Annotated in this window: 10 protein-coding genes and 1 pseudogene; 6 read left to right on the forward strand and 5 right to left on the reverse strand. The window is 70.7% G+C overall.

Annotated elements, in window-relative coordinates:
• Nucleotides 1-124: 124 nt before the first annotated feature.
• Nucleotides 125-1,087, forward strand: coding sequence for an ABC transporter substrate-binding protein (locus ABD256_RS02470; protein ID WP_344412884.1), 963 nt, complete (start codon nt 125-127; stop codon nt 1,085-1,087).
• A 77-nt stretch (nt 1,088-1,164) separates the two neighbouring features.
• On the opposite strand, the gene ABD256_RS02475 is transcribed toward ABD256_RS02470, so the two are convergent.
• Complete coding sequence (locus ABD256_RS02475; RefSeq protein WP_344412886.1) at nt 1,165-1,806, reverse strand: TetR/AcrR family transcriptional regulator; 642 nt, start codon at nt 1,804-1,806, stop codon at nt 1,165-1,167.
• A gap of 74 nt (nt 1,807-1,880) precedes the next feature.
• Here ABD256_RS02475 and ABD256_RS02480 point away from each other — a divergent pair, with 74 nt between their 5' ends.
• From ABD256_RS02480 to ABD256_RS02495, 4 genes are all read left to right on the forward strand, one after another.
• Nucleotides 1,881-3,365, forward strand: a complete 1,485-nt coding sequence (locus tag ABD256_RS02480; protein ID WP_344412888.1) for an FAD-dependent monooxygenase — start codon at nt 1,881-1,883, stop codon at nt 3,363-3,365.
• Between the two features lie 8 nt (nt 3,366-3,373).
• Nucleotides 3,374-5,020, forward strand: coding sequence for a DNA repair helicase XPB (locus ABD256_RS02485; protein ID WP_344412890.1), 1,647 nt, complete (start codon nt 3,374-3,376; stop codon nt 5,018-5,020).
• 204 nt (nt 5,021-5,224) lie between these two features.
• Complete coding sequence (locus tag ABD256_RS02490) at nt 5,225-5,986, forward strand: DUF4253 domain-containing protein (protein ID WP_344412892.1); 762 nt, start codon at nt 5,225-5,227, stop codon at nt 5,984-5,986.
• Nucleotides 5,987-6,212: 226 nt separating this feature from the next.
• Nucleotides 6,213-7,028, forward strand: a complete 816-nt coding sequence (locus tag ABD256_RS02495) for a DUF72 domain-containing protein (protein ID WP_344413467.1) — start codon at nt 6,213-6,215, stop codon at nt 7,026-7,028.
• An 83-nt stretch (nt 7,029-7,111) separates the two neighbouring features.
• Here the strand turns inward: ABD256_RS02495 and ABD256_RS02500 are convergent, their stop codons facing one another.
• Nucleotides 7,112-7,684, reverse strand: a complete 573-nt coding sequence (locus tag ABD256_RS02500) for a type 1 glutamine amidotransferase domain-containing protein (RefSeq protein ID WP_344412894.1) — start codon at nt 7,682-7,684, stop codon at nt 7,112-7,114.
• A 12-nt stretch (nt 7,685-7,696) separates the two neighbouring features.
• Here ABD256_RS02500 and ABD256_RS02505 point away from each other — a divergent pair.
• Nucleotides 7,697-8,704, forward strand: a pseudogene (locus ABD256_RS02505) (o-succinylbenzoate synthase); the annotation flags it as partial.
• A gap of 150 nt (nt 8,705-8,854) precedes the next feature.
• Here ABD256_RS02505 and ABD256_RS02510 read toward each other — a convergent pair.
• The 3 genes from ABD256_RS02510 to ABD256_RS02520 form a co-directional block, all read right to left on the reverse strand.
• Complete coding sequence (locus tag ABD256_RS02510) at nt 8,855-9,643, reverse strand: transporter substrate-binding domain-containing protein (RefSeq protein WP_344412896.1); 789 nt, start codon at nt 9,641-9,643, stop codon at nt 8,855-8,857.
• A 51-nt stretch (nt 9,644-9,694) separates the two neighbouring features.
• On the reverse strand, nt 9,695-11,161 hold the full coding sequence (locus tag ABD256_RS02515) for a class I adenylate-forming enzyme family protein (RefSeq protein ID WP_344412898.1): 1,467 nt from the start codon (nt 11,159-11,161) through the stop codon (nt 9,695-9,697).
• A gap of 221 nt (nt 11,162-11,382) precedes the next feature.
• The gene (locus tag ABD256_RS02520) at nt 11,383-12,639 is read right to left on the reverse strand and encodes an MFS transporter (protein WP_344412900.1); all 1,257 of its coding nucleotides are present in this window, start codon (nt 12,637-12,639) and stop codon (nt 11,383-11,385) included.
• Nucleotides 12,640-12,682: the final 43 nt, after the last annotated feature.

The following is a 12,682-nucleotide window of genomic DNA, read 5'->3' on the forward strand; positions in this document are numbered from 1 at the left end:
AGGGTAGCGATATCTGGCATCATGCGGAAGTCGCCCACCCTGGCGCGGCACCCGGCGATGGTATTGGCACCGCCCCCTAAGCTCCAGCACCGGCCCGGAATATCCCGCGATACAAGAGGATTTCATGCGCGCAGTCACGGCAACGCTCGTGCTCGCACTGGTGGTGGTGAGCGGATGCGGCATGTTTTCCGGCGGTGGCGGTGAGAACAAGATCACTCCGGAACGCACCACCTTGCGTGTCGGGGTGGGTAACGGGATCGACACCGCCCCGTTGCGCATGGCGGTCGCCGACGGCGCGTTCGCCCGCGCCGGGCTCCGCGTCGACCTCGTCGAGGAGCCGGATCAGGACAGGGCGCTTTCCCGCCTGGCTTCCGGAGATCTCGACGTCGCGTTCGCCAGTGACGTCGCGCTGTTCAAGGCGGCCGCCGCGGGCACCGCGTTCCAGCTCCAGGGCGAGGCCTACACGTCGTCGCAGTACACGATGGCGCTGGTGACGCTGCCGGATTCGAAGTACACCGACCCCACCAAGAAGAAGACGACGACGGTCGCCGTGAACATGCTCGACGACCTCGGCACGCTCACGACGCGCTCGATGCTCGCGGCGTCCGGGGTGAACCCGGAGAAGGTCAAGTTCATCGTCCGATCGTTCGACGAGATGCCGGACGCGTTGCGAGCGGGCGACGCCGACGCGGCGTGGATGACCGAACCGTTCATCACCAAGGCCGCCGAACAGCTCGGCGCCAAGATCGTGGTGGACAGCGCGCGCGGCGCCACGATCGACTTCCCGTTGTCCGCGTACGCCTCCAGCGGGCTGTTCGCGCAGTCGAACCCGAGGACGCTCTCGGTGTTCCGCTCCGCGCTCGGCGCGGCGCAGCAGCGCGGCGACGACCAGGGCGCCATCCGCCAGGCGCTGCCCCGCGTCGCCGGGATCGACCAGACGACCGCGGCACTGGTGGCGCTCGGCTCGTACCCGACCTCGCTCAACGGCGTGCGGCTGCAGCGCGTCGCCGACCTGATGCACAGCTCGGGGATGCTCGCCAACCGGCTCGACGTCCAAGCACTGCTCCCGAAGGGCGATCTCCCGTAGCGGGCGGCGCGAACTTCGGGGCCCTGGGGAGCTTCCGGCAGGCGGCGGCGCGCAGTTAGCGGGCTAAACGCTGCGGTTCACCCGCCGAGCCCGGCGGCGCTGAGACCACCCGCCAGCAGCGCGAACCCGTGCTCGGCGGCTTCGACGGCGTGCGGGTACCGGTCGTCGGCGCGCTCCCCCGCGCGCATCAGCGCGGCGTTGGTGCTCTGCAGGGTCCACAGCACACTGATGATCTGCGGGGCGGCCAGCTCGGCGGTGAGCGCCGGGCTGCCCGCCGTGTCGCGGAGCGCGTCGGCGAGCGCTTGCGTGGCGTTGACGTTGTACTGCTGCATGCGCGCGGCGAGCGCGGGGGTGCCGCCGACCATGCGGTAGAGCGCGAGGATGTCGGGCCGGTCGTTGAGGCCGGTGATGGGGTCATGCCGGCTTAGCCCGTCGAGGAAGTGCTCACGGAGTGCGCGGAGCGGGGACACGCCGTCCTGTCTCGCGGCGACCACCCTGCCCGCCTCCGTCTCGTGATCGGCGAACCGGTGCACCACGAGGTCTTCCTTCTTCGGGAAGTAGGTGAACAGGGTCCGGCGGGACACCTCGGCCCTGTCCGCGACCTCGGCGACCGGCACCTGGTCGAACCCCTTCTCCAGGAAGAGCGCGATCGCGGCCTCGGAGATCGTCTCCCTGGTGCGCCGCTTCTTCCGCTCTCGAAGGCCCTCTTGCTCGTTCACGAAAAAGCACTCTAGCAATCTCCTGCACTCGGAGCTATATTGCACTCAGGCTACTTTTGCACTGAGGAGAGAAAATGGCTGACGTGGTGATCATCGGAGCGGGTCCCGCCGGGCTCGCGCTCGCGTACGAACTGGCGCTCGCCGATGTGGACGCGGTGGTGCTCGAACAACGCGAGGAGCGGCTCGAACAGATCAAGGGCGGCACGATGCAGCCGCGCACCATCGAGCTGTTCGACCTGCGCGGGCTTGTCGAACCGCTGAGCGAGCACGCCTTCGAGCGAGAACGGGTCGGCGGGCATTTCGGCGGGCTGCCGGTCCCGCTCGACTGCTCCGGCTGGAACACCCGCCACCCGACACCGGTGGGCCTTCCCCAGTGGACGATCGAGAAGGTCCTCGAAGAGCACGCGACCGCGCTCGGGGCACGGGTACTGCGGGGCAGGGCGGTCACCGCCGTCGAGCAGGACGAGTCGTCGGTCACCGTGCACGCCGGCGGCGAAACCTTCGAGGCCCGCTACGTCGTCGCCTGCGACGGCGCGCGCAGCACCGTCCGCAAGTTCCTCGGGCTGCCGTTCCCCGGCCGCGACGGCACCTTCACGGGCACCCTCACCGACATCACGCTCACGTCGACCTCGGACCTGGTGCCGAAGCGCGCCGGGCACTTCAGCGATCTGATGCGGTCGGCGAACGGGTACTGGGCGATGCTCGTGCCGGTCGGCGGTGACCTGTACCGGCTGACGGCCGGCGTGACCGGCGAGCAGGCCGAGCGGGACTCGCCGGTCACCGAAGCCGAGGTCGCGAAGGCCCTCACGGCCGTCTACGGGGAGGAGACGCGGCTCGGGCGGATCCTGCACGCGTCGCGGTTCAGCGACGCGACGCGCCAGCTCGAGCGCTACCGGCACGGGCGGATCCTGTTCGCGGGCGACGCGGCGCACATCCACCCGCCGTACGGCGGGCAGGGGCTCAACCTCGGCGTCCAGGACGCGATGAACCTCGGCTGGAAGCTCGCGTCGACCGTGCACGGCCACACCGGCGAGAGCCTGCTCGACACCTACCACGACGAACGGCACCCGCCCGCCGCGAGCGTGCTGCGCCACACCGCGGCCCAGCGCGTGCTGGCCGACCCCAAGCCGGGCGAGGACGTCACCGCGCTGCGCGACGTCCTGACCGACCTGCTGCGGGTGCCCGAGGCCAACCACCGGATGGCGGGCCTGATGTCCGGCCTCGCGCTGCGGTACGACCTCGGCGGCGGGCACCCGCTCGTCGGGCACCGGATCCCCGACGCCGACCTGGTGACCGCGAACGGCCGGACCAGGGTGGCGGAGCTGTTCCGGGCCGGGCGCGCGGTGCTGCTCGACCTCTCGGGTGACTCCGGTGCCGAGCCGCTGGCGCACCCCACCGTCGACGTTTTGCCCGCGAAATGCGCCGAAGACCTCGGCGCGACCAGGGTGTTGATCCGGCCGGACGGGTACGTGTGCTGGGCGGGCGACGGGGATCCGGCCGCGGCGGCCGAGCGCTGGTTCGGGCACCCGGACCGGTTCTGTCGTGGGAGGAACGTATAAAGGAAGTCGTGACCGATGGCCCCCTGATCGTCCAGTCCGACAAGACCGTCCTGCTCGAGGTCGACCACGCGATGGCGGATGACGCGCGGATCGCCATCGCCCCGTTCGCCGAGCTCGAGCGCGCGCCGGAGCACATGCACACCTACCGCGTCACGCCGCTGGCGCTGTGGAACGCGCGCGCCGCCGGGCACGATGCCGAGCAGGTGGTCGACGCGCTGACCACCTACTCGCGCTTCCCGGTGCCCCAGCCGCTGCTGATCGACATCGTGGACACGATGGGCCGGTTCGGCAGGCTCCAGATCGCCAACCACCCCGCGCACGGGCTGGTGATGTCGACGACCGACCGCGCGGTGCTCGAAGAGATCCTGCGGCACAAGAAGATCAGCCCGATGCTGGGTGCGCGGATCGACCCCGACACGGTGCTCGTGCACCCGTCCGAGCGGGGGCGGCTCAAGCAGGCGCTGCTCAAGGTCGGCTGGCCGGCGGAGGACCTCGCGGGCTACGTCGACGGCGAGGCGCACCCGATCGAGCTGGACGAGAGCGACTGGTCGCTGCGCGAGTACCAGCGCCAGGCCGCGCAGGCGTTCTGGGCAGGCGGCTCCGGGGTCGTGGTGCTGCCGTGCGGTGCGGGCAAGACGATGGTCGGCGCGGCGGCGATGGCCGAGGCGAAGGCGACCACGCTGATCCTGGTGACGAACACCGTCGCGGGGCGGCAGTGGAAGCGCGAGCTGATCGCCCGCACTTCGCTGACCGAGGAGGAGATCGGCGAGTACTCGGGTGAGAAGAAGGAGGTCCGCCCGGTCACCATCGCGACCTACCAGGTGGTCACCCGCAAGACCAAGGGCGAATACCGGCACCTGGAGCTGTTCGACTCGCGGGACTGGGGCCTGGTCGTCTACGACGAGGTGCACCTGCTGCCCGCGCCGGTGTTCCGGATGACCGCGGATCTGCAGTCGCGGCGCAGGCTCGGGCTCACCGCGACGCTGGTGCGGGAGGACGGCCGCGAGGGCGACGTGTTCTCCCTGATCGGCCCGAAGCGGTTCGACGTGCCGTGGCGCGACATCGAGGCGCAGGGCTGGATCGCGCCCGCGGTGTGCACCGAGGTGCGGGTGACGCTGACCGACGCCGAGCGCCTCGGCTACGCCACCGCCGAAGCGGAGGAGCGCTACAAGCTCGCCGCGACCGCGAACACCAAGACCGCCGTGATCAAGTCCATTGTGGACAAGCACCGGGGCGAGCCGACCCTGGTCATCGGCGCCTACCTCGACCAGCTCGAAATGCTCGGCGACGAGCTGGACGCGCCGGTGATCCAGGGCGCCACCCGGAACAAGGAGCGCGAGAAGCTGTTCGACGAGTTCCGCCGCGGCGAGATCAGCACGCTCGTCGTGTCGAAGGTCGCGAACTTCTCGATCGACCTCCCCGAAGCCTCCGTCGCGATCCAGATCTCCGGCACCTTCGGCTCGCGGCAGGAAGAGGCGCAACGGCTCGGCAGGCTGCTGCGCCCGAAGGGCGACGGACGGCAGGCGCACTTCTACTCCGTCGTCTCGCGCGACACCGTGGACACCGAATACGCGGCGCACCGCCAGCGCTTCCTCGCCGAACAGGGCTACGCCTACCACATCATCGACGCCGAGGACCTGCTCCGCCCGCTCTAGCACTCCACAATGGTCTCCCCGGTCTCCCCGGCCTTCCCGGTCTCCCCGGTCTGGCCGAGCCGGGTCCGCGCCGACACGGAGCCGATCCGCGCCGGCCGCCTGAACGATCGACCCCCATCCGGGGGAGGCAAGCCCCTCGAAACTGTCGTACCATCGAACTAGTGTTCGAACGGACCGACCTGGACACGACCTGGAGGGGTTCACATGACCATCGCGCCGTTCCCGCCGCCGGCCCGCTCGCGCGAGCTGGACATGCCGCCGGGGCGCTGGCACGGGCGGCTGTGGGTGTCGGACGGCCCGCTCACCGACCCCGGCTACTTCCGGACCCGCGTGGCCGATTTCGAGCGCACCATGCTCTGGCCCGTCCTCATCCCGCACGACCTGCGCTTCGCGGTCAACGGCGAGGACTGGATCGACGACCGGGGCCGCCTCGCGCCCGCCGCCGACAGGATCGACGCGGTGGACCCGGAGCTGGTCCTCTCCCGCTGGTGGGACCCGAGCTGCTGCGGCCGCCGCGACTGCCTGCGCCCGTTCGGCGCGGCCTTCCCCGGCCTGGCCAGGCGGACCGCCCGCGGGGTCGACCCGCTCGCCGAAGCGGGCAACACCGGCTCGGTGCTCGCCGCGCGCGGGCACTACCGCCTCGGCCTGGTGGAAACCGAGCGGCCCGCGGACATCCCGGCACTGCTGGGCTGGACCGGGATGATCAAGTCCACCGACGACGTCGCCGCCCTGTCGGCCATCCTGCGCACCTGGGAAGAGCGCTTCGGCGCGACCCTGATCGTGCTCGGCTTCGACGCGCTGGAACTCTCGGTCGCCGCGCCGCCGAAGAACCAGAGCCGCGCGCTCGCCGTCGCCGCCGAACACCGCGCGTTCAGCCTTCGCAGCTTCACCGGCCAGCACAGCGATCTGCGCGAGTTCGCCTCGGCACTGGTGCACAACCGGCACTGGCGGTTTTCCTGGGACTGAACCGTCGGCTTCAGCACGATTTCCCGCTCCGTATCCCCGGTCAAGCGCTGCGTACCGCTTTCGCTTGCGGGAGCGGGGGATTCCCGTGCCCGTGAGGTTTTCGACCGCCCCACGGCCGAGTTCCGGGCGCGGCCGGTGAAGGACGCGCGTTTACTCCCGCGATCGCCTGGATAACCCTCCGGCCGGAGCAGGCTTTCGCGGGAGGTGCGTCATCGGCGGGATCAGGATCGGCACGTCCGGCTGGAACTACCCGCCGTGGCGCGGTGTCTTCTACCCGAAGGGCCTGCCGCGGCGCCGGGAACTCGAATACCTTTCCCGGCAGGTGAACACGGTCGAGCTGAACGGCTCGTTCTACTCGCTGCAACGGCCGGAGCGGTACCGGGGATGGTTCGACGACACCCCGGACGACTTCGTGTTCGCGGTGAAGGGCGGCCGGTTCATCACGCACATGAAGCAGCTGCGCGACGTCGAGACCCCGCTCGCGAACTTCTTCGCCTCCGGGGTGCTGGCGCTCGGGCACAAGCTCGGGCCGTTCCTGTGGCAGCTCCCGCCGAGGATGTCGTTCGACGCGGACCGGCTGTCCGCTTTCTTCGATCTGCTCCCCCGCACCACCAGGGCGGCGGCCGCGCTCGCGAAGAAGCACGACGGCAAGCTCAAGGGCGATCCGCACACGAAACCGGGGACCCAGCGGGATCTCCGGCACGCGGTCGAAGTGCGGCATCCCAGTTTCGACACCGGCGAGTGCGTGAAACTGCTGCGCGATCACGACATCGCGCTCGTCGCCGCCGACTCCGCCGGGAACTGGCCCAGCATCGACGAGAAGACGGCCGGCTTCGGCTACGCCCGCCTGCACGGTGACGAAGAGCTGTACGCCAGCGGGTACACCGACGCCGCGCTGGACCGCTGGGCCGAGACGATCCGGAGCTGGCGAAAGGCGCATCGCGACGCCTTCGTGTACTTCGACAACGACATCAAGGTCAAAGCCCCCGGTGACGCCCACACGCTGGCCGGCAAGCTCGGCGTGCGGATCGACGACATTTAGCCCGCTGAACGCACCAAGACACGAAGAAGGCCGCCTTCCCGGCCGGGGGCAGACGGCGGGGGAAGGCGGCCACGCTCACCGCGTCAGGCGCTGCGTGCCTGCGCGCGATGCTTGCCTTCGGCGAACTCCTCGACGAGCTTGTCGCAGAACGCGGGAAGGTCGTCGGGGTTGCGGCTGGTGACCAGGCCCGCGTCGACCACGACCTGTTCGTCGACCCACTCGGCACCCGCGTTGCGCAGGTCCGTCCGCAGGCTGGGCCACGAGGTGACCCGGCGCCCGCGCAGCACATCGGCTTCGATCAGCGTCCACGGCGCGTGGCAGATCGCGGCGACCGGCTTCTGCTGCGCGAAGAACTCGCCGACGAAGCGGACCGCGTCGGGCACGGTGCGGAGGTAGTCAGGGTTCGCGACGCCGCCGGGCAGCACGAGCGCGTCGTAGTCGCCCGGCGCGACCTCCGTGATCACCTTGTCGACCTTGAACTTGTCCGCCTTGTCGAGGTGGTCGAAGGCCTGCACGGTGCCGGGCGCGGTCGACACCAGTTCCGGCTGCCCGCCCGCCTTCTCGACGGCGTTCCACGGTTCGGTCAGCTCGACCTGCTCGATCCCCTCCGGGGCGACCAGGAAGGCGACGCGAAGTCCGGTCAACGTGTCGGGCACTGGTGAACTCCTTTCTCCGTTGGCTCACCGGAGAACTACCCGCCGTACCGCGGTGCCCAAACATCGCGACGGCCTACGCTGTCGCGGGTGGACGTCTACGCGATCAGCCTGCACAACCGGTTCCGCGGTATCACCGTGCGTGAGGGCGTGCTGCTCCGGGGCGAGGCGGGCTGGGGCGAGTTCTGCCCGTTCGCCGACTACGCGGACGACGAATGCGTGCCGTGGCTCGCGTCGGCGTCCGAAGCCGCGAACGACGGCTGGCCGGCACCGGTGCGGGAGCGGGTCGAGGTCAACACGACGGTGCCCGTGGTGCCCCCGGAGCGGGCGTACGAGCTGGTCGCCGCGTCGGGCTGCCGGACGGCGAAGGTCAAGGTCGCCGACCCGCGCGCACCGCTGGCGGGCGACTGCGAGCGGGTGGCCGCGGTGCGCGACGCGCTGGGCCCCGGCGGCGCGATCAGGGTGGACGCGAACACCGCGTGGGACGTCGACACCGCGGTGGGCGCGATCAAGGACCTCGACCGCGCGGCGGGCGGGCTCGAGTACGTGGAGCAGCCGTGCCCGTCGATCGGGGAACTGGCCGCGGTGCGCCGCCGCGTCGACGTGCGGATCGCCGCGGACGAGTCGATCCGGCGCGCGGAGGACCCGATGAAGGTGGCGGTGGCGGGCGCCGCGGACATCGCGGTGCTGAAAGTGGCCCCGCTCGGCGGGGTGCGCCGGGCGCTCGAAGTCGCCGAAGCGTGCGGCCTGCCGTGCGTGGTGTCCTCGGCGGTCGAGAGCAGCGTCGGCCTCGCCGCCGGTCTCGCGCTGGCAGGCGCCTTGCCGTCACTCGACTTCGCCTGCGGGCTCGGCACGCTTTCCTTGCTGCGCGGCGATGTCAGCACCGAATCACTGTCCCCTGTGGACGGATACCTGCCGGTGCCGCGCGTCGCGCCGGAACCCGATCTCCTCGGCGACGTGCGCGCGGACGACAAGGTCCGCACCTGGTGGCTCGACCGCCTCGGCCGGGTCTCGTCCCTTTAGGACGCGTCAACGGCCGGCCCACGGCAAGCCTGGCGATGCCAAGCCAGGTGGTCTGATCCGTTTCCGCCATCGCTTCGAGCCGCACGTCGACGTCGTGGGGCAGCTCGCCAAGTGTCCGCGAGGCGGCGAACGCCCTGCCGATCCCGTGTGTCACCCGAGCCACGGCTTCGCGAACGCGGCGTAGGTGCCGTCGTTCAGCGCCAGGTGCAGCCACTGGTCCACCCACTGCTGGAACACCACGTCACCACGCGGCAGGAGGTACGCCTTCTCGGCGAAGGTGAACGGCTGATCCGGATGCACCGCGCACAGCTCCGGGTGTTGCTTCGCCTGCCACTTCGTCTCGGTCGCGTCGGTGATCATCAGCTCCGCGCGGCCCGCGATGACCTCGGCGAAGATCGTGTTGTTGTCCGGGTGCCGCACGATCGTCGCGCGGTGCAGGTTCGCGTCGGCGAACTGCTCGTTGGTGCCGCCGGGGTTGACGATCGCGCGCACGCCGGGCCGGTCGATCTGGCTCAGCGTCTGGAACTTCTCGGCGTTTTCGCAGCGCGTGACGGGCGTCTTGCCGTCACGGACGTAGGGCGCGCTGAAGAAGCCGGTCTTCGCGCGGTCGAGCGTGATGGAGACGCCGCCCATCGCCAGATCGCAGCGGCGGCCCACGTCGTCGGCCACGGTCTTCCAGGTCGTCGGCACGATCGTGAGGCGGACGCCGAGCTTCTTCGCGAAGTCACCGGCCAGGTCGAGGTCGATCCCGCTCCACGCCCCGGTCGCCGGGTCGCGGTAGGTGAAGGGCCGGTAGTCCCCGGTGCTGCACACCTTCACCTCGCCGCGGCGCCGCACCTGGTCGAGCCTGCTCGAAGAGCCGGGGTGCTCGGGCGCCGCGGCCGCGGTCCCGATCCCCAGCACCGCGAGCAGGACCACCGCGAGCGCTTTTCCCGTCATCGCCGTTCACCCTGCCTTCGTCGCCGTACCGGAACGAAGACATGATGCCCGTCAGGCGAACTGGCCGCCCTCCTCGCGCAGCTTCCGGCGCAGGACCTTGCCGTTCCCGTTGCGGGGCAACGCGTCCAGCCAGATCAGGTCGTGGGGCACCTTGTACCAGGACAGGTGCGTCTTGGCCAGCTCGATCAGCGCACCGGCCAGCGACTCGTCGCCGTCCCCGGTGGCGACCACGTAGGCGCGCAGGCTGGTGTCCCCCGCCGGGCGCCGCACCGCGCTGACGGCCGCTTCGAGCACGCGAGGATGGCTTTCGAGCAGCCGCTCGACCTCGCCGGGGACCACGTTCTGCCCGCCGATCACCTCGACGTCGTCGAGGCGGCCGTGCACGTGGATGACGCCGTTTTCGTCGATCGACGCCAGGTCACCGGTCCGGTACCAGGTGTCGGTCCGCTGGTCGGGGCCGAGGCTGCCCTTGGCGACGCCGCGTGTGACGAAGGGTGCCCGGATGTGCAGCTCGCCCCGCTCACCGGAGGGCAGTTCCTGACCGTCGGCACCGATGATCCGCACCGGGTGGCCGCCCCACACGTGCCCGATCGCGGACGGCACGTCGTAATCGACCGGCCGCCCCGCGGCGATCCCGCCGATCTCGGTCGCGCCGTAGGCGTTGATCAGGCGGTCACCGAGGATCGGCACCAGTTTTTCGCGCAACCGCGCGGTGAGCACCTCCCCGGCGCAGGTCGCCTGCCGCAGCTTGCCGAGCACCTCGGCGTGGCCGGGTTCGAGCAGCAGCCGCGCCAGGAAACTGGGCGCGGAGTAGAGGACCGTGACGCCGTGGCGGCGCATCAGGTCGATCACCACGGCCGGGGTCGGCCACCGGCGCGAGAGCACCGAGGCTTGCCCGGCACCGAGCGCGGCGAACAACGAGGACCCCAGCCCGCCGAGGAAGCACATCCTGGACACCGAAAACCCGACGGTCCCCGGCACGCCGGCAGGCCGGGGACCGTCCATTTCGGCGAAGCTGCGGTGGCGGAAGAAGCACAGCTTCGGTGCGCCCGCGGTGCCCGAAGTGAACAGGGCCAGCGCCGGGGCATCCCCGTCGTCGCAGAACGCGGTTTCCGGTGCCGCGGCGACCAGCTTGTCCGCGCCGGTGGTCGGCACCAGCCCGGAGTCGTCGAGCCGGCTCGCCGTTTCCGGGTCGGCCACGGCCAGCGCCGGTTCCGCCGTCCGCACGTCCCTGGCCAGGTCCTCCTCGCTCATCTGGACGTTCACCGGCACCGCGACGAGACCGGCCTGCCAGGCGCCGAGGACGCACCAGACCATCTCGATGCCGTCGGGCAGCGCGAGCAGAACCCGGTCACCTCGCTCCAGCCCGGCGGCCAGGTACCCGCCCGCCACCCGTGCGGCACCCTCGAAAACCTGGGAAAACGTCCACGACCGCTCGTCGGCGATGAACGCGACATTGCCGTCCCAGCCCTGCTCACGGACGTGCTCCCGCATCGACCGCGTCACGTTTTCGGGCATAGCAGCAGAAATCCCCTCCTCGATGACCTCGTACGCGGCCAGCCTCCCAGGCGATCGGCTGACTTACCGCCAACCGCCTCGAAAGCTGCCCGAACCGCCTAAGTTCCTACACCCGGCGACAGGTGAGTCCACAATGGACGTCAGTGGCGGTGCAGGGGCCGTCGGGAACCTCGCACCGTCCTTGAAGGGCGCCTTCGGGGACGACGAACCCGCAGGCGAGGTCACGCTCGCGTTTTGCCGCCGGACAGATCCGCGGGAACCGGGCCGGGGTCCGGCGTGGTTGCGCGCGGCAGCAGGAAAGGCGTGCCGAGGAGCAGGATCCCCGCCACCGCGATGGCCGCGCGCGGGCTGGTGAACTGCGCCAGCAGGCCCCACGACATGGTGAACACGGCGATGCTGAGGCTGCTGGTGATCGACCAGGCGGCGAGCACTCTCGCGTGGCGGGCGGGATCGGTGCTGGTCAGCCGGTAGGCGGCGAAGACGGAGTTGAACATGCTCACGCAGCCGATCAGCCCGAACTCGGTGACCATCACGATCGCGAGCCCGGCCACGCCCGGCTGGACGAACGCGAGCCCGAGTGGCCAGCAGGCGCGGAGCGCGCCGAAGACCCGCAGCACCCTCTGTTCTCCGCGGCGGGAAACGACGCGGCGGGCGAGCCTCGACCCGATCAGGCCGCCGACGCACGGAACGGCGAACGCCAGCCCGTACTCCCAGACCGGGAAACCCAGGTGGGACAGCATCAGCACGGACAACAGCGGCTCTGCGGCCATGATCAGCCCGTTGACCAGCACGGTGTTGAAGAAGAACCGGCGCAGCGCGGGATGGGCGAGGATGTAGCGCCACCCCTCGACGAGGTCGCTCCATCGCCGTGTTCGAGCCGCCTGAGGTGGCCGGGGCCGCTCGGGGTCCCTGATCGCGATGATGCCGAGCGCCGAGAGAAGGTGGCTCATCGCGTCGAGGACAACGGTGGTCACCGGCCCCAGCAGCCCGATGGCGGCGCCACCCAAGGGCGGCCCGATGACCGTCGCCGACCAGGTGGTGGACTCGAACCGGCTGGTGGCCACCAGAAGCCCGCCGGCGGGGACGATGGTCCTGAGGTAGGCGCCGCTGGCGGCGGTGAACGCGATCTTCGCCGCCGCCGTGACGAGGGAGACCACCAGCAGCTGCGCGAAGGACAGCACGCCCAGCCAGTAGGCGGACGGCACGGACGCCAGCACCGCGAACCTGGCCACGTCCGTGGCGATCATGACCGGCCGCTTGGCGCGGAACTCCATCCACGGCCCGAGCGGGACCGCCAGCAGCGCCCCGATCGCGAGCCCGGCTGCCGACAGTGCCGCCACTTCCGCCGAGCCGGCGTTGAGGACCTTGATCGCCACGACCGAGAACGCGCCGAACCCGAGCCCGGTCCCGTAGGCGCTGACCGCGTAGGCGCCCCACAACCACCCGAACGCCCGGCCAAGGCTTGCCCGCTGCCCCATTTTCCGGCCCCCGCTCCACCTGCCCGTTATCAGGGAAATAGAA

This window comes from Amycolatopsis minnesotensis (genome assembly GCF_039529815.1).
Taxonomy (GTDB): Bacteria; Actinomycetota; Actinomycetes; order Mycobacteriales; family Pseudonocardiaceae; genus Amycolatopsis; species Amycolatopsis minnesotensis.